General features: G+C 65.6%; 22 protein-coding genes. 3 read left to right on the top strand and 19 right to left on the bottom strand.

The features are described 5' to 3' along the window. Positions 1 to 10 precede the first annotated feature (10 nt). Together ASF06_RS05880 and ASF06_RS05885 are read left to right on the top strand one after the other, a co-directional pair. Entirely contained in the window at positions 11 to 499 is a 489-nt protein-coding gene (locus tag ASF06_RS05880) for a hypothetical protein (protein WP_055944647.1), read from the top strand. 23 nt (positions 500 to 522) lie between these two features. After that, the gene (locus tag ASF06_RS05885) at positions 523 to 969 is read left to right on the top strand and encodes an SRPBCC family protein (protein ID WP_055927124.1); all 447 of its coding nucleotides are present in this window, start codon (positions 523 to 525) and stop codon (positions 967 to 969) included. 5 nt (positions 970 to 974) lie between these two features. On the opposite strand, the gene ASF06_RS05890 is transcribed toward ASF06_RS05885, so the two are convergent. The 6 genes from ASF06_RS05890 to ASF06_RS05915 all read right to left on the bottom strand — a co-directional run bounded on the left by ASF06_RS05890 (position 975) and on the right by ASF06_RS05915 (position 6,590). Further along, the gene (locus ASF06_RS05890) at positions 975 to 2,123 is read right to left on the bottom strand and encodes a mannitol-1-phosphate 5-dehydrogenase (protein WP_055944650.1); all 1,149 of its coding nucleotides are present in this window, start codon (positions 2,121 to 2,123) and stop codon (positions 975 to 977) included. Next, complete coding sequence (locus ASF06_RS05895) at positions 2,120 to 2,557, bottom strand: PTS sugar transporter subunit IIA (protein WP_055927118.1); 438 nt, start codon at positions 2,555 to 2,557, stop codon at positions 2,120 to 2,122. The genes ASF06_RS05890 and ASF06_RS05895 overlap by 4 nt, the downstream gene beginning before the upstream one ends. 109 nt (positions 2,558 to 2,666) lie before the next feature. Next, on the bottom strand, positions 2,667 to 4,232 hold the full coding sequence (locus ASF06_RS05900) for a PTS mannitol transporter subunit IICB (protein ID WP_055944653.1): 1,566 nt from the start codon (positions 4,230 to 4,232) through the stop codon (positions 2,667 to 2,669). A gap of 66 nt (positions 4,233 to 4,298) precedes the next feature. Further along, positions 4,299 to 5,951 (bottom strand): phosphoenolpyruvate--protein phosphotransferase, encoded by a 1,653-nt coding sequence (gene ptsP / locus ASF06_RS05905; RefSeq protein WP_055944656.1) that lies wholly within the window; start codon positions 5,949 to 5,951, stop codon positions 4,299 to 4,301. A 12-nt stretch (positions 5,952 to 5,963) separates the two neighbouring features. Next, the gene (locus tag ASF06_RS05910; RefSeq protein WP_055927109.1) at positions 5,964 to 6,230 is read right to left on the bottom strand and encodes an HPr family phosphocarrier protein; all 267 of its coding nucleotides are present in this window, start codon (positions 6,228 to 6,230) and stop codon (positions 5,964 to 5,966) included. Positions 6,231 to 6,266: 36 nt separating this feature from the next. Next, a complete protein-coding gene (locus tag ASF06_RS05915; RefSeq protein ID WP_055944659.1) occupies positions 6,267 to 6,590 on the bottom strand; it encodes a PTS sugar transporter subunit IIB in 324 nt (107 codons plus the stop codon). Between the two features lie 156 nt (positions 6,591 to 6,746). Here ASF06_RS05915 and ASF06_RS05920 point away from each other — a divergent pair, with 156 nt between their 5' ends. Further along, positions 6,747 to 8,660, top strand: coding sequence for a BglG family transcription antiterminator (locus ASF06_RS05920; protein ID WP_055944662.1), 1,914 nt, complete (start codon positions 6,747 to 6,749; stop codon positions 8,658 to 8,660). A gap of 34 nt (positions 8,661 to 8,694) precedes the next feature. On the opposite strand, the gene ASF06_RS05925 is transcribed toward ASF06_RS05920, so the two are convergent. The 13 genes from ASF06_RS05925 to rplN all read right to left on the bottom strand — a co-directional run bounded on the left by ASF06_RS05925 (position 8,695) and on the right by rplN (position 16,410). Beyond that, complete coding sequence (locus ASF06_RS05925; RefSeq protein WP_055944664.1) at positions 8,695 to 8,982, bottom strand: GIY-YIG nuclease family protein; 288 nt, start codon at positions 8,980 to 8,982, stop codon at positions 8,695 to 8,697. 160 nt (positions 8,983 to 9,142) lie between these two features. After that, a complete protein-coding gene (gene map, locus ASF06_RS05930; RefSeq protein WP_055944667.1) occupies positions 9,143 to 9,973 on the bottom strand; it encodes a type I methionyl aminopeptidase in 831 nt (276 codons plus the stop codon). Next, positions 9,970 to 10,566 (bottom strand): adenylate kinase, encoded by a 597-nt coding sequence (locus ASF06_RS05935; RefSeq protein ID WP_200920325.1) that lies wholly within the window; start codon positions 10,564 to 10,566, stop codon positions 9,970 to 9,972. Before ASF06_RS05935 ends, map begins: the two co-directional genes overlap by 4 nt. After that, a complete protein-coding gene (gene secY, locus ASF06_RS05940; protein WP_055927092.1) occupies positions 10,563 to 11,885 on the bottom strand; it encodes a preprotein translocase subunit SecY in 1,323 nt (440 codons plus the stop codon). The genes ASF06_RS05935 and secY overlap by 4 nt, the downstream gene beginning before the upstream one ends. Positions 11,886 to 12,014: 129 nt before the next feature. After that, on the bottom strand, positions 12,015 to 12,704 hold the full coding sequence (rplO, locus tag ASF06_RS05945) for a 50S ribosomal protein L15 (protein ID WP_055927090.1): 690 nt from the start codon (positions 12,702 to 12,704) through the stop codon (positions 12,015 to 12,017). Next, positions 12,704 to 12,889 (bottom strand): 50S ribosomal protein L30, encoded by a 186-nt coding sequence (gene rpmD, locus ASF06_RS05950; RefSeq protein ID WP_044440029.1) that lies wholly within the window; start codon positions 12,887 to 12,889, stop codon positions 12,704 to 12,706. Before rpmD ends, rplO begins: the two co-directional genes overlap by 1 nt. Next, positions 12,889 to 13,560 (bottom strand): 30S ribosomal protein S5, encoded by a 672-nt coding sequence (gene rpsE, locus ASF06_RS05955; protein ID WP_044440027.1) that lies wholly within the window; start codon positions 13,558 to 13,560, stop codon positions 12,889 to 12,891. The genes rpmD and rpsE overlap by 1 nt, the downstream gene beginning before the upstream one ends. 29 nt (positions 13,561 to 13,589) lie before the next feature. Beyond that, on the bottom strand, positions 13,590 to 13,961 hold the full coding sequence (gene rplR, locus ASF06_RS05960; RefSeq protein WP_055927088.1) for a 50S ribosomal protein L18: 372 nt from the start codon (positions 13,959 to 13,961) through the stop codon (positions 13,590 to 13,592). Positions 13,962 to 13,963: 2 nt separating this feature from the next. Then, positions 13,964 to 14,500 carry a 50S ribosomal protein L6 gene (gene rplF, locus ASF06_RS05965; protein WP_055944670.1) on the bottom strand — a complete coding sequence of 179 codons (537 nt, stop codon included), beginning with the start codon at positions 14,498 to 14,500 and terminating at the stop codon, positions 13,964 to 13,966. Positions 14,501 to 14,506: 6 nt separating this feature from the next. Next, entirely contained in the window at positions 14,507 to 14,905 is a 399-nt protein-coding gene (rpsH, locus tag ASF06_RS05970; RefSeq protein WP_044440024.1) for a 30S ribosomal protein S8, read from the bottom strand. A 183-nt stretch (positions 14,906 to 15,088) separates the two neighbouring features. Beyond that, complete coding sequence (gene rplE, locus ASF06_RS05975; RefSeq protein ID WP_044440023.1) at positions 15,089 to 15,679, bottom strand: 50S ribosomal protein L5; 591 nt, start codon at positions 15,677 to 15,679, stop codon at positions 15,089 to 15,091. Beyond that, positions 15,679 to 16,038, bottom strand: a complete 360-nt coding sequence (rplX, locus tag ASF06_RS05980; protein WP_044440022.1) for a 50S ribosomal protein L24 — start codon at positions 16,036 to 16,038, stop codon at positions 15,679 to 15,681. The genes rplE and rplX overlap by 1 nt, the downstream gene beginning before the upstream one ends. 3 nt (positions 16,039 to 16,041) lie before the next feature. Beyond that, entirely contained in the window at positions 16,042 to 16,410 is a 369-nt protein-coding gene (rplN, locus tag ASF06_RS05985; protein WP_044440021.1) for a 50S ribosomal protein L14, read from the bottom strand. Positions 16,411 to 16,434: the final 24 nt, after the last annotated feature.

Below are 16,434 nucleotides of genomic sequence, written 5' to 3' on the forward strand. Positions count from 1 at the left end.
TGTTGTGCCGATGGTCATCGTCTCCGTATGTGCGTTCGGCGTCGTTCTGGCGATCCTGGCGCACCTCGTGCTGCTGCCCCTGGCGAAGCGTCGACCGATTCTCCTCCGCGGGGCGGAGTCCTACGCGCTCGGCGCCCTCGTCATTGTAGCCGTGGCGTTCCTTAGCGCCTGGACCCTGCCCGCGCTGCTGCTTCTCGTCGCGCAGCTCGTCGTGGCGCTCGTGTGGCGGCCCTGGGTGGCGATCGGCCTCGAGACCGAGCAGGTGCTGGCGGCCGTGGTCAAGGCATCCACCATGGTGCGGGCGAAGCGGGCGCCGGTCGACGAGCGCACCTTCGTCATGGGCGAGCGGTCGCGGCTCCGTGTCAGGCAGCTCGTGCCCCGCGTTCAGCTCGTCACGATTCGCGTGAGCGCGTCGAACGCCACCGGCCTCAAGAAGATCGCCCTCTTCCGCAACGTTCTGCGCAAGACTGTTCAGAACTACTCCCTCGGTCGAAGCTGACCGGCAACCAGGAAGGAACCGCAATGGCCAGCGCCAAAGCACTCATCGTCATCCGCAAGCCCGTCTCCGAGGTGTTCGAGTACACCGCGAGTGCCGAGAACGGTCCGGCGTTCATTCCGAACCTGAACGAGAACACGAACATCACGCCCGAGAAGGCCGGGGTCGACCAGACGTTCGACTGGCGCTTCAACATGGCGGGCGCCGACCTGCGGGGCAAGGCGGAGGGCATCGCGTTCGAGGTGGACAAGAAGGTCACCCTGCGACTCACCGGCGACGTGAACGCCACCTGGGACTACACGTTCGACGACCTCGGCGACGGCACCACGCGCATCACCACCGAGATCCTCTACGAGGTCGAGCCGACCGTTCTGCAGAAGGTCGTCAACGCGACTCTGCTCGATCGCATCAACCAGAACACGATCGAGCAGATGTTCGACAACCTCAAGCTGATCCTCGAGAGCGACGACTGACTCGGCTAGCTCTTCTGCACTCGCTCGACCACGCGCACGACGTGGGCGTAGAGGGGGTGGGATGCGTCGAGCCCGGTCAGGCGTGACGTCGCGTCCTCGGCCGTCGACGTGGCGAGCAGCTCCTTCAGCTCCACGCTCTGCGCGTCCTCCGGCAGATCGAAGCGCAGCGCGGCACCGATCGCGCCCAGGAGGGCCTCGGGCACGAGGCCGCGCTCGGCGAGCTCCGCCGCGGGGCCGATGAAGCGCTCGTGCCGGCCGAGCTTGCGCACGGGTTGGCGCCCGACCCTGACCGGGGTGTCGGGAAGGAACGGGTTCGCGAAGCGCGTCAGGTTCTTCTGAACGTACGCCTCCTGCACCTCGGGGTCGAAGTCGTACTTCGCGATGAGCAGGGTCTTGGTCTCGTCGAGCGCCGCGGCGACCCGGGCGAAGACCTCGGGGCTGCGCATGGCGTCGGCCAGGGTCGCAGCGCCCTCGAGAAAGCCGAAGTACGCCGTGGTGGCGTGGCCGGTATTCACGGTGAAGAGCTTGCGCTCGATGTAGGGCGCGAGATCGTCGACGAAATGGGCCTCCGCGATCTCGGGCAGGTCGTCGCCGAAGGGGCCGGATTCGATGGCCCACTCGAAGAAGTCCTCGACGGTCACGTCGAGTCCGGCGTCTGCGGCCTGGCCGGGAACGATGCGGTCGACGGCCGTGTTCGCGAAAACGGCACGCGCGTCGATGGATGCGAGGGCCGCGTCGTCGAGTCCCGCCACGATCTCCTGCTTCAGCAGGTCGGTCGCGTTGATGGCGTTCTCGCAGGCCATGACGGCGAGCGGCTCCAGCGACGCGTCGCGGATGTTGATGGCGCGAGCGATGAGCGGCGCGACGAAACGCAGGATGTTCGGGCCCACCGCGGTCGTGACGATATCGGCCGAGGCGATCTCGGCGACGACGTCCTCCTCGTGCGTGGCCGAGTTCAGAGCACGGTAGTTGTCGACCGTCCAGCTCTTCGACGACGCTCCCACCTCGTGCACCCGGTAGCTGGGCGTCGAGGCGAGCGAGTCGATGAGTTCGGCGTTCACGTCGGCGAACACCACCTCGTAGCCGGCGTTGTGCAGGATCAGTCCGACGAAGCCGCGACCGATGTTGCCGGCACCGAAGTGCACAGCCTTCATTCGTTCACCTCGCCGAGCAGCGCGAACAGCGCGGGGGCGTCAGGCGCATCCAGAAGCTTCTGCACCTCGTCGTCGTCGGAGAAGATGATGGCGATCTTCGAGAGGATGTCGAGGTGGCCGTTGTCTTTGCCGGCAATGCCGACGACGAAGCGCACCTCGTTGCCCTCCCAGTCGATCGGGTTGGCGTAGCGCACGAACGACAGGCCGGAGGCGAGGATCGTGTCCTTGCCCTCGTTCGTTCCGTGGGGAATGGCCAGGAAGTTGCCCATGTACGTCGAGACGCTGGTCTCGCGCTCGAGCATGTAGTCGACGTAGTCGTCGGTCACGGCTCCGGCGGCAACGAGAATGGATGCCGCTTCGCGGATCGCGTCCTCCTTGGTGGTCGCGGTGCCGTCGACACTGATCGATTCGAGGTCCAGTACTTTGTCGCTCATGACGTCCTTCGTTCGCTTCGTGGGGCTTCGTCGGTGGTGATGGCCAGGGCCGCCCGGCCGCCGGAGTCGTGCTCCGACGGCCGGGGGCGTTCTGGGGTCAGGGATCAGGCTACGCCTGGTCCGTGGGGTGCTGGGCTGCGACCTGGTTCACGACCTCGTCGTACCGCGGGCTGTTCATGAAGTTGTCGACCGACACGTGCTGTGCGTTCGGCGTCTTCTGCTTCGCCCTGTCGGTGAGCTCCTTCTGGGTGATCACCAGGTCGATGTCGTCGGTCAGGTTCGCGATGGCGAGGTTTCTGACGGAGACGTCGGTGATGCCGGCCTTCTTGAGCTTGTTCCGCAGAACGGAGGCTCCCATGGCGCTCGATCCCATGCCGGCGTCGCACGCGAACACGATGTTCTCGAGCTTCGCGGCTGTCGCCACGCCACCAGCCGCGGTCGCGGAGGTGCCCGCGTCCGTACCCAGGAGCGATCCGACGCGGCTCTCGCCACCCTTGTTGGCGGCGTTGGCCGCGAGGGCTGCGCCCAGGGCGTCCTCACCGGCGGCCTCGGCCGCGAGGTCCTTTTTGCGGCTCGCCCGGAGGATGATCATCGACACGAAGAACGTGACCGCGGCCGACAGCAGAACCGACAGCGCGACGCCGAGGTAGCTGTCCGATGCGGTCTGCGCGAAGATCGCGATGATGCTTCCCGGAGCTGCAGGAGCACGGAGGCCGGAGTCCATCAGCATGTTGGTGGTGACACCGGTCATGCCACCCGCGATGAGGGCGATGATCAGGGTCGGCTTCATCAGCGCGTACGGGAAGTAGATCTCGTGGATGCCGCCGAAGAACTGGATGATCGCGGCTCCGGGAGCGGAGGCGCGAGCCGCGCCGATTCCGAACACGACGAACGCGAGCAGCAGGCCGACACCGGGGCCGGGGTTCGCCTCGAGCAGGAACAGGATCGACTTGTGGCTCTCGCCGGCTGCCTGCTCGATGCCGAGGGGCGTCAGCACGCCGTGGTTGATGGCGTTGTTCAGGAAGAACACCTTGGCGGGCTCGATGATGATGCTCGTCAGGGGCAGCAGGTTGGTGTCGACGAGCCATCCGACGGCGCCGCTGAGCAGCGACATGATGCCGTTGATGACATAGGCCACCGGGTAGAAGCCGATGATCAGCAGGATGAAGCCCCAGATACCGGCCGAGAACATGTTGACCAGCATCTCGAAGCCGGGGCGGATCTTGCCGTCCCACAAGCCGTCGAGCCACTTCATCGAGTACGCGGCGATCGGGGCCATGATCATCGCGCCGATGAACATGTGCACCTGTCCGAGCTCCGATGCGTCGGGGTTCTCAGCGAGCGCCGCCGCGTTGATCTGCGCGATCAGGTAGTCCGACCCGCCGATGACACCCATGAGGGCGATCGAGGCGACGACTCCACCGCGCACCTGGTAGATCATGTGGCCGCCCGTATAGGCGATCAGGATCGGCAGGAGGTAGTGGATGAACGGCCCGACGATGGTCGCCAGCTGCTCATTCGGGAGCCATCCGACATCGATGAAGAGGGCCGTGAGCAGGCCCCATGCGATGAGGGCGGGGATGTTCGGCATGATCATGCCGGAGAGGAACGTGCCGAACCGCTGGACGCGAACTCGGGCACCTCCCGACGTGGTCGTTTCTGACGTCGTCGTCATGAGCGTTCTCCTTGTTTTCTGTGTTGAGGGGGTGTGTGCGATCGGGTGTGTGGTGCGGGTGGTACGTCAGGAGGACGCGCTGGCGGACACCGCTGCGCGGGCCTCCATCGCGCTGTTCGCCTTGAGGGCGAGTTCGGCGAAGTGCTGGGCCTGCTCGATCGTGTAGAGACGCAGCTCCGCACGAACGTCCGCAAGCGCAGCGGGTGACATCGAGAGGCTCGTCGCTCCGAGCCCGACGAGCACGACGGCGAGCAGCGGATCGGCAGCAGCCTCGCCGCAGATGCCGACGGGCTTGCCCAGTGCGGCCCCGGCCTTGCCCACTTCTCCGACGAGGCGGAGCACGGCGGGGTGCCACGGGTCCTGGAACGACGCGACGCTTCCGAGGAGGCGGTCGGCGGCCAGCGTGTACTGGGTCAGGTCGTTGGTTCCGATCGACGCGAAGTCGGCGTCGACCAGGATGCGATCCGCGAGCAGGGCGGAAGAGGGCACCTCGATCATGACGCCGGCCGTCTTCAGGCCGACCTCGCGGGCGATGGACGTGAAGTAGCGCGTCTCCTCGAGGGTCGACACCATGGGCGCCATGACCCAGACCTCGGCCGAGTTCTCGGCCTCGGCATTGCGGATGGCGGTGAGCTGGTCGCGCAGGATCTGCTCGTTCGCGCGCAGCGCCCGCAGGCCGCGGAGTCCGAGCGCCGGGTTCTCTTCCGGAGCGTCGTTCAGGAAGCTGAGCGGCTTGTCGGCCCCGGCATCCAGTGCCCTGACCACGACCTTCTTGCCGGGGAACGCGGCGAAGAGCGCCGAGTACTGCGACTGCTGTTCTGCGACCGTCGGCGCCTGTGCGGAGTCGAGGAACAGGAACTCGGTGCGGAACAGGCCCACACCCTCGGCTCCCAGCTCCACGGCCTCCGCCGCTCCGCCCGAGGAACCGAGGTTGGCCAGCAGGGGGATCGCCGTGTCGTCGGCGAGACGGCCGGGACCGGCGGGCGCCTTGGCCAGCGATGCGCGCTCCTGGATGGCGATCTTCGCCTTGAAGCGGGCGTCCTCGTCGGGGTCGACCGTGACGGCGCCCGTCGAGGCATCCACGATCACGGTGGTGCCGTTCGGAATGTCGAGCGCACCGGCGGCGCCGACGACCGCCACGATCGACTTCTCGCGGGCGAGGATGGCCGTGTGCGAGGTGGGACCGCCGTCGCTCGTGATGAGCCCGAGCACCTTGTCGAGGTTCAGCAGAGCGGTATCGGCCGGAGCGAGGTCGCGGGCGACGAGCACGAACTGGTGGTCGGGATCGGGCACGCCGGGAGCCTCGACACCCTGGAGCTGGGCCACGACACGCTGCGACACGTCGTCGAGGTCGGTCGCCCGCTCCCCCATGTATCCGCCCATGCTCACGAGCAGGTCGCGGAAACTGGCGAAGGCCTCGAACACGGCACGCTCGGCGGTCTTGCCGGTCTCTAGCCGCGCCTTGACGTCGTCGGAGAGCGTCGGGTCCTCGGCCATGAAGGCCTGGGCCTCGAGCACGTCCTTCGCGGATCCGCCGGCGCGCTCGCCCCGTGCCCGGATGCCGGCGGCCGTGGCGGCCAGCGCGACCGCGGCCCGCTCCTTCTCAGCGTCGACGCTCAGCGCCGACGGCGCATCCTGCGGTTCGGGAAGCGGTGCCGGCATCTGCAGCACCGTGCCCATGGCCATTCCGCGACCGATACCTACTCCGGTGAAAGTCATGTCCGCCGCCGCTCAGGCTGCGTCGTGGTCGGTCGAGAGCAGGGCCGCGAGCTCGTCGAGCACCGCGTTCTCGTCGTCGCCCTCGACAGACAGCACAACGTCGTCGTTGTGGTCGATGCCGAGCGAGATGACGCCGAGGATGCTCGCCGCGTTCACGGTCTTCTCGCCCTTCGTCAGCTGAACGGGCACGCCAGCCTTGGCGGCCGCCTGCGTGAAGATCGATGCGGGACGGGCATGCAGTCCGTGCGTCGAAGCGATGGTGACGGTGCGTTCAGCCATGATTTCTCCTTAGATTTTCGTATGTCGTTCGGTCTGTCATGCCGAGGTGGTTCGTTCGGCGTCGCTGCCCAGCACGAGATCGAGCGCGGCTTCCTCGCCGCGCGCGCCGAACACGGTGTCCGGCAGCAGGGCGCTTCTCGCACCGGCCGCGTCGGCGAGCCGGGTGAGCTCGTCGAACTGCGCTGCGAGGTGGGAGCCGACCAGCAGCACGTCGACCTCGCCCAGCCGTTGGGCGAGACCTTCGGTGCTGGATGCCGCGACGGTGATATCGATTCCGCGACCGCGGGCGGCCGCACGAAGGCGATGGGCCAGAAAGGTGCTCGACGCACCGGCACCGCAGACAACCAGTACTCTGTGCATCTCCCGCCTCCTTGCGATCACGTCCAATACTCTCGGAGAAGTCACGGCTTCGCGCCCCATTCCGCCCCAGAAAACTTTCCGCAGGGGAGGAAGCGGGCTCGCGGCAATTAGTCTGGAGGCGCCCGTGATGGTTGACTCGGGTCGGGAGCCACCAGCATGAATGAGAAGTACGAACGCCTTTTGGACTATCTGTCCCAGGCCGACGGCTGGGTGACCGCTGCCGAGCTCTCCGACAGGCTGGGCGTCACGACACGCAGCGTGCGCAGTTACGTCACCGCCGCGAAGACCGCCTCGCACCCGCACGACACGATTCAGTCGGGCGTACTGGGATACCGCGTCGACCGCGACGCACTGGCGTCCTTCCGCGCGGAGGGACGCAGCTCGGAGCCCGAGACGCCCCGCGACCGCATCTACCAGCTCGTGCGGCTGCTCGGCAACGCGCCCGACGGTCTCGATGCACGCAGCCTCGCCGCCGGACTGTTCGTCAGTGATTCGACCCTCGAGCAGGACCTGCGCAAGGTCAAGCTGCTCGTCGAGTCGGAGGACCTGTCGCTCGTCAGGCGCGTGAACCACGTCTCCCTCGTCGGGTCGGAGGCGAACCACCGCCGCCTGTTGAGTCGCATGTTCCGAGAGGAGAGCGCTCAGGGGTTCCTCGAGCTCGAGCGGGTGCAGCGCGAGTTCGAGTCCGAGAACCTCGGAGGCTTCAAGACCGAGCTCATCGAGATGCTCGACGCCCACGGCTATTTCGTGAACGAGTACGGCGTCAACAATGTGCTGCTGCACCTCATGATCGCGCTCGAGCGGCAGGACAGGGACCAGGCGGGCGACGCGCCCCTCGTGGCCGGCGGACCCCGGATCGCCGAGATCGCCTCGGCGCTCTCCGGCCTCGTCGTGAAGCACTTCTCCGTGTCGCTCAGCACCACCGATCTCGACTATCTCGCCGTTCTGCTCACCACACGGGTCGTCACCCCGGGCCACGACCAGCCGACAGACGAGGTCGTCGAGAACTATGTCGACGCCGACGTGCTGGCGACCGTGCGCGAGATCGTCGCGCTCGTGCAGCAGGAGTACCTCATCGACCTCGCCGACGAGGAGTTCATGGTGCGGTTGTCGCTGCACGTGCGCAACCTGGTCGCACGGGCCCACGACAACGCCTACTCGGCCAATCCGCTGACCCGGTCGATGAAGACGTCGTATCCGATGACCTACGAGCTGTCCGTCTACATAGCCAGCCAGCTCCAGCGACGCGCCGGCATCCACATCAACGACGACGAGATCGCGTTCATCGCCCTGCATGTGGGCTCGTATCTCGAGCGCAAGCAGCGGAGGGGCGACAGGCTGCGCTGCGCCGTGGTGTGCCCGAACTACTACGACATGCACGAGATGCTCACGGAACGTATCCAGCGCGCCCTCGGCGACGAGCTCGACGTGGCGATCGTGATCACCCGCACCGACGTCGACTGGGCGGAGCTCGACGCCGACCTGGTGCTCACGACCATCGCCTCCCGGGCGCCGCGCGAGAACGAGGTCGTCATCCAGCCGTTCCTCACCGAGGGCGACATCGAGAACGTGCGACGCGCAATCAGCCGGGTGCGTCGCCACGCCCGCCGCATGCAGATCAAGGACGACCTGCTTCTCTATTTCGACGAGGCCCTGTTCTTCCGCGAACTCCACGCGTCGAGCGAGGTGGAGATGATCGAGACTCTCGGCCGCCGCATGGTCGACCAGGGCGTCATCGACCGCTCCTACGTCGACGGGGCCGTGGAGCGGGAGCTCATGTCGTCGACGGCTTTCACCGACAGCATCGCCGTGCCCCACGCGATGGCCATGACGGCGAGCCGCACCTCGATCGCCATCGTCATCAACGACTCGGCCATGGCCTGGGGTGAGAACAGGGTGAACGTGATCGCGTTCATCGCCTTTGCGGCCACGGGGCGCACCTCGTTCCAGGAGGTCTTCGACCAGTTTGTCGAGGTCTTCTCCGACAGGGAGGACGTGCAGCGCATCATCAAGCGCGCGGTGGACTTCCCGAGCTTCATCGAAGAACTCGTCCACATCATGGACAAATAGCCCGCCGCTCCCTGAGCCCGTCGAAGGGCCAGTGTCACTCCCCTGATCGACCACCGCGCGCAAGGCCAGGCAGGTCGCCCCAGCGTCCTTCGATCGGAGCCTTCTTCTTCGCTCTGCTCCAGCCCTGTACCTGCTTCTCGCGGGCGAACGCAAGGCTGACCTCGTCGGAGTGCTCCGAGTAAACAAGCCGCACGGGAAGGCGCTGACGAGTGAAGTTCGCGCCGAGTCCGTTGTTGTGTTCCCAGATCCGCTTCTCGAGGTCCCAGGTGCCGCCAACGTAGTAGGCGCCATCGGCGCACTCGAGGATGTAGATGAATGGCATGCCACAGTGTGGCGCGGCCGTGCTGGCGGACGCGGGAGTTCTCCACAGACCCGCTCGCTGAGCCCGTCGAAGCGCACGGACCCTCACAACCCCCTTCGACAAGCTCAGGGAACGGAGACTCCCGTTCGCTGAGCCTGTCGAAGCGCAGCAGGCCGCGGGGTTAGCGGATGGGGGTCGGGGTGACGCCGAAGGGGGCCAGGCCCGCTCCGCCGCCGTCGTGCGCGGTCGTGACCCAGATGCCGTCGGCGTGGACAGCGACGGAGTGCTCCCAGTGCGCCGCGACGCTGCCGTCGTCGGTCGCGACGGTCCAGTCGTCTTCGCGCACGAAGGTCTCGATCGAGCCCAGCGTGACCATCGGTTCGATGGCCACCACGAGGCCGGGCCTGACGTCGGGCCCCTTGGCCCGAACCCTGTAGTTGAAGACAGGTGGCGCCTCGTGCATGCTGCGACCGATGCCGTGCCCGATGTAGTCGGTGACGATGCCGAACGTTCCCTGCGCCTCGATGTACTCCTCGATCGCCTCGCCCACCTCGTTCAGGTGACGAGCCGTGCTGAGGCGCGCGATGCCGGCCCACAGAGAGCCCTCGGTGACGTCGCTGAGTCGTTGTCTCTCGGCCACGAGCTGCGGATGGGAATCGTCGGGGATGACGACGGTGAAGGCCGAGTCGCCATTCCAGCCGTCGACCTCGGCTCCGTTGTCGATCGACACGATGTCGCCCGGCTGCAGCACGCGGTCACCCGGGATGCCGTGCACCACGTCGTCGTTGACCGATGCGCAGATAGTGTGCCGGTACCCCGGAACGAGCTTGAAGTTCGACACTCCTCCGCCCTCGACGATCACCCTCTCGGCGATGGCGTCGAGCTCGAGGGTCGTGATGCCGGGCCGGATGGCCGCACGGACCGCGTCGAGAGACGCGGCCGTGAGGGCGCCCGGACGCACCATGAGCCTCAGCTCGTCTGGCGTCTTGTAGATGTTCTTGCGAAAGCTCATCGCGCCGCGAGGGCGGTGACGATGCGCTCGGTGACCTCGTCGACCGCGCCCAGTGCGTCGACGGCCACGACGAGCCCCCGGCTCGCGTAGACGTCGATCAGAGGCGCCGTCTGGTCCGCATAGACCTCCTGGCGGTGACGGAGCACCTCTTCGGTGTCGTCGGCCCGACCTTCGACCAGAGCGCGCTTGCGCAGCCGATCGACGACCTCGTCGACATCGGCGACCAGCTGCACGACGGCGTCGAGGCGCGCACCGGCCTGGGCGAGGATGCGATCGAGTTCGTCGACCTGCTCGGTCGTGCGCGGGTACCCGTCGAGCAGGAAACCGCCCGCCACGTCGGGCTGAGTCAGTCGATCGCGAACGAGATCGTTCGTGAGGGAATCGGGCACATAGGAGCCGGACTCGACGATCGCCTGTACCTGCTTGCCCAGCTCGGTGCCCTCTTTGATATTGGCCCGGAAGATGTCACCGGTCGAGATCGCGGGAATACCGTAGATCTCGGCCAGCTTCGCCGCCTGAGTGCCCTTGCCGGCCCCGGGAGGACCGATGATGAGCAGCCGCACGGTTCCCGTGACCGTGTCGACCGACGTCATCGCAGGAGGCCTTCGTAATGCCGCTGCTGCAGCTGCGAGTCGATCTGCTTGACGGTCTCAAGGCCCACGCCGACCACGATCAGGATGGAGGCTCCACCGAACGGGAAGTTCGAGGTGGCGCCGACCAGCGCGAGCGCTATCAACGGAATCAGGGCGATGAGACCCAGATAGATCGAGCCCGGCAGCGTGACGCGGGTCAGCACGTAGTCGAGGTACTCGGCCGTCGGGCGACCCGCACGGATGCCGGGGATGAACCCACCGTACTTCTTCATGTTGTCGGCGACCTCTTCAGGGTTGAACGTGATCGCAACGTAGAAGTACGTGAATCCGACGATGAGCAGGAAGTAGAGAAGCATGTAGAGCGGGTGATCGCCCTTGGTGAGGTAGTTCGTGACCCACGTGACCCACGCGGCCGGCGTCTGACCGGCGGCGGGCTGGTTGAACTGGGCGATCAGCGCGGGCAGGTACAGAAGCGACGAGGCGAAGATCACGGGCACGACGCCCGCCATGTTGACCTTGATCGGGATGTACGTGTTGTTTCCCCCGTACGTTCGCCTGCCCACCATGCGCTTGGCGTATTGAACGGGGATGCGTCTCTGGGACTGTTCGACGAACACGACGGCCGCGACGATCACCAGACCGACGGCTATGACCAGGAGGAACGTCTCGAAGCCCTTGGCCTGAGCGATGCTCCAGAGCGAGGTGGGGAACTGCGCGGCGATCGAGGTGAAGATCAGCAGCGACATGCCGTTGCCGATGCCGCGCTCGGTGATGAGCTCGCCCATCCACATGATGAGCCCGGTGCCGGCGGTCATGGTGATGACCATGAGCATGATCGCGTACCAGGCGTCGTCGGTGATGAGCTGCGTGCACTCCGCCACCGTCGTGGTGCCGAAGAGGGCTCCCGAGCGAGCGACCGTGATGAGCGTCGTCGACTGCAGCACGGCAAGGGCGATGGTGAGGTATCGCGTGTACTGCGTGAGCTTGGACTGCCCGGCCTGGCCCTCCTTGTGGAGAGTCTCGAAGTGCGGGATGACCACGCGCAGCAGCTGGGTGATGATCGATGCCGTGATGTACGGCATGATTCCCAGCGCAAAGATGCTCAACTGCAGGAGAGCGCCGCCGGAGAAGAGGTTGACGAGCTCGTAGAGGCCCGACGTGTTTTGGTTCGCAGCGAGGCACAACTGCACGTTTCCGAAGTCCACGAATGGCGCGGGGATGAAGGACCCCAGACGGAACAGTGCGACGATGCCGAGCGTGAACCCGATCTTCCGGCGGAGATCCGGGGTGCGGAAGATCCGCGCGACGGCTCTAAACAAAAAATGCCTCCTGCTAATTGGCGAAAGTGATGGCGCGAAAGCCCCCGGCAGACTCAGGGAGTCTATCGGGGGCTCTCGTCGAAACCGTAGCGGGCGGGTGAATGAACACCCGCCGCACCGGAAGGTGCGTTACTTTACGGAGCCACCGGCGGCAACGATCTTCTGTTCGGCTGAACCGGAGACCTTGTCGACTGCAACGTTCAGCTTAACCGTAATGTCGCCCTGCCCGAGAACTTTGACCTTCTCGTTGTTGCGGACGGCACCCTTGGCGACGAGGTCGCTGATCGTGACCTCTCCACCTGCGGGGTACAGCTCGGCGAGCTTCTCCAGGTTCACGACCTGGTACTCGACGCGGAACGGGTTCTTGAAACCACGCAGCTTCGGGGTGCGCATGTGCAGAGGCATCTGCCCACCCTCGAATCCGACGCGGACCTGGTAACGGGCCTTCGTGCCCTTGGTTCCACGACCGGCGGTCTTACCCTTGGATCCCTCACCACGACCGACACGCGTACGCGCCTTCTTTGCACCGGGCGCGGGGCGAAGGTGGTGAACCTTGAGGACCTGCTCACGGGGAGCGACCTCTTCGGTCTTGGCAGCCTTCGGCTCAGCTTTCGCAGCAGCCTTGGGAGCTGCAGCGGCGGCCTCGGCCTTGTCTGCCTTGGGGGCAGCGGCCTTCTTGGGCGCGGCAGCCTTCTCCGCCTTGGGGGCGGCCTCGGCCTTGGCGGCCTTCGGAGCCTTCGCGGCGGTCTCTGCCTTGGGAGCAGCGGCCTTCTTCGGAGCAGCCTTGGCGGCCGTCTCCTTCTTAGCTTCTTCAGCCATTAGTCAATCTCCTCAACCTTCACCAGGTGAGCGACGGTGTTGACGTAGCCACGGTTCTGCGAGTTGTCCTCGCGGATGGTGACGTCGCCGATGCGCTTGAGTCCCAGGCTGCGAAGGGTATCGCGCTGGTACTGCTTCTCACTGACTTTGGACTTGATCTGGGTTACCTTGAGGCGCGCGGCCATCATGCACCTGCCTTCGCAGTTGCCGCGGCCTCGCGAAGCGCTGCCTCGGTGCGGAGCAGACGGGCCGGAGCCACGTCTTCGTAGGAAAGACCACGACGTGCGGCGACGGCGCGGGGCTCCTCGAGCATCTTCAGAGCCTCGACGGTCGCGTGCACGATGTTGATCGTGTTCGACGAACCGAGCGACTTCGAGAGGACGTCGTGGATGCCGGCGCACTCGAGCACGGCGCGGACGGGGCCACCTGCGATAACACCGGTACCGGCGGCCGCGGGACGAAGGAGAACGACGCCTGCGGCGGCCTCTCCCTGAACCGGGTGCGGAATGGTGTTGCCGACGCGGGGAACGCGGAAGAAGTTCTTCTTGGCCTCTTCGACGCCCTTCGAGATGGCGGTGGGAACCTCGCGGGCCTTCCCGTAGCCGACGCCGACGAGTCCGTTGCCGTCTCCGACGACGACCAGGGCGGTGAAGCTGAAGCGACGACCACCCTTGACGACCTTGGACACGCGGTTGATCGTGACGACGCGCTCGAGGAACTGGCTCTTCTCGGCGTCGCGGCTTCCGCGGTCTCCGCGGTTGGGGTTGCGCTCACGGCCTCCGCGACGAGCCTCGCGGGGCTCGGTCTGGTTTGCCTCCGTCGATGCGGCGGTCTCTACCGGGGCTTCAACAGCCACAGCGTTCTCCTTAGTAGTGTTTTCGGTGCTCACAGGTTCAGCCCACCTTCACGAGCGCCCTCGGCGATAGCCGCGACGCGTCCTGCGTAGCGGTTTCCGCCGCGGTCGAAGACGACTGCTTCGATGCCGGCTGACTTCGCGCGCTCGGCGACGAGTTCGCCGACCTTGCGTGCCTTGGCGGTCTTGTCGCCGTCGAACGATCGCATGTCGACCTCGAGGGTCGATGCCGACGCGAGGGTGTGACCCAGTGCGTCATCGACGACCTGCACGAAGACGTGGCGAGCCGATCGAGTCACGACGAGACGGGGGCGGAGAGCAGTGCCCTCGACCTTCTTGCGGAGACGGTCGTGCCGGCGCGAACGCGCAGCAGACTTGCTCTTTCCTCTAGTTCCGAGACCCATGGTTACTTACCACTCTTTCCGGCCTTGCGGCGAACGACCTCGCCGGCGTAACGCACACCCTTGCCCTTGTAGGGCTCAGGCTTGCGCAACTTACGAATGTTTGCGGCAACCTCACCGACGGCCTGCTTGTCGATTCCGGTGACCGTGAGCTTGTTGACGCCCTCGACCGAGAAGCTGATGCCCGCGGGCGGCTCGACGGTGATCGGGTGCGAGTAGCCGAGCGCGAACTCGACGCTGGCGCCCTTGGCTGCAACGCGGTAACCGGTTCCGACGACCTCGAGGCTCTTGGAGTAGCCCTCGGTGACACCGATGATCTGGTTGGCGATCAGGGTACGGGTAAGACCGTGCAGCGAACGCGACTCGCGCTCGTCGTCGGGACGGGTGACCAGAACCTGGCCATCCTCGATCTTGACCTCGATGGGATTTGCAACGGTGAGCGCGAGCTCACCCTTCGGTCCCTTGACGGCGACGGCCTGGCCGTCGATCTTTACTTCGACCCCAGCAGGGATCTCAATGGGAAGTCGTCCAATACGTGACATCAGTGATCACCAAACGTAGGCGAGGACTTCCCCACCCACGCCCTTCTTGGAAGCCTGGCGGTCTGTGAGCAGACCGGAGGAAGTCGAGAGGATTGCAACGCCGAGGCCACCGAGAACCGTGGGGATCTCCGTCGACTTCGCGTAGACCCGGAGGCCCGGCTTCGACACGCGCTTGATGCCCGCAATGGAGCGCTCGCGGTTCGGACCGAACTTGAGGGAGAGCGTCAGGGTCTTGCCGACCTCTGCGTCCTTGACGTCCCACGCCGAGATGTAACCTTCGGCCTTGAGGATGTCTGCGATGTGAGACTTGAGCTTCGAGTGCGGCATGGACACGGTGTCGTGGTATGCCGAGTTCGCGTTGCGCAGTCTGGTCAGCATGTCTGCGACCGGATCTGTCATTGTCATTGTGTGTTGCCTTTCGCCTGGTTTCGACACCCTTTACGAGGGTGCCGACCTTTGGTGGTGAACCCCGCAGAACCTGCGAGGCCTTTCATTGCATGCGTTACGCCCGGGCCGTGAGACACGGCCCAGGCGAAACGGCAAACAACAAAGCTTATCCCACGCGGTCGAAAACCGCGCGGGACGAGACTATGCGGGAGTGTTCTCCGCGTTGCGGAACGGGAAGCCGAGCGCCTTGAGCAGCGCGCGACCCTCGTCGTCGGTCTTGGCGGTCGTGACGACGGTGATGTCGAAGCCACGAACGCGGTCGATCTTGTCCTGGTCGATCTCGTGGAACATCGACTGCTCGGTCAGACCGAACGTGTAGTTTCCACGGCCGTCGAACTGCTTGTCGCTGAGACCACGGAAGTCGCGGATGCGGGGAAGCGCGAGCGACAGCAGGCGGTCGAGGAACTCCCAGGCACGGTCGCCACGAAGCGTGACGTGTGCGCCGATGGGCTGGCCCTCACGAAGCTTGAACTGGGCGATCGACTTGCGAGCGAGGGTGACCTGCGGCTTCTGGCCCGTGATCGCGGTGAGGTCCTTGACGGCCCCATCGATGATCTTGCCGTCGCGGGCGGCCTCGCCGACACCGGTGTTGACCACGATCTTCACGAGTCCGGGCACCTGGTGCACGTTCGTGAAGCCGAACTCCTCCTGGAGCTGCTTCGAGATCTCGGAGCGGTACTTCTGCTTGAGACGGGGCTGGATTTTGCCAGACACCACTGCAGTATCGGTCATTACAGGTCCTTACCTGACTTCTTGGCGTAACGGATGCGAACGGTCTTGGTGACGCCGTCCTTCGTTACCTCTTCGGTGCGGAAACCGACGCGGGTCGGCTTCTTGGTCTCGGGATCGACGATCGCGACGTTCGACACGTGGATCGGGGCCTCGTGGGTCTCGATGCCGCCGGTCTTCGTGCCCCGCTGGGTCTGTCCGACGCGGACGTGCTTCGTGATGAAGTTCACGCCCTCGACGACGACGCGGTTCTTCTCGACGAGTACCTCGAGGACACGACCCTGCTTGCCGCGGTCTCCGCCGCGGGCCTGGGTCGCGCCCGTGATGACCTGAACGAGGTCACCCTTCTTGATGTTTGCCATGACTTAGATAACCTCCGGCGCCAGCGAGATGATCTTCATGAACTTCTTGTCGCGAAGCTCGCGGCCGACCGGGCCGAAGATACGGGTACCACGGGGGTCACCGTCGGTCTTCAAGATCACTGCGGCGTTCTCGTCGAACTTGATGTACGAACCGTCGGGACGACGGGTCTGCTTCTTCACGCGAACGATGACGGCCTTGACCACATCGCCCTTCTTGACGTTTCCGCCGGGGATCGCGTCTTTGACGGTGGCGACGATGACGTCACCGAGACCGGCGTACCGGCGGCCTGAGCCACCGAGAACGCGGATCGTGAGGAGCTCCTTGGCGCCGGTGTTATCGGCGACCTTGACTCTGGATTCCTGCTGCAGCATTTTCTACTCTTCCTTAGGCGAAGT

The sequence above is a fragment of the Agreia sp. Leaf244 genome (assembly GCF_001422695.1).
In the GTDB taxonomy this organism is placed as follows: Bacteria; Actinomycetota; Actinomycetes; order Actinomycetales; family Microbacteriaceae; genus Agreia.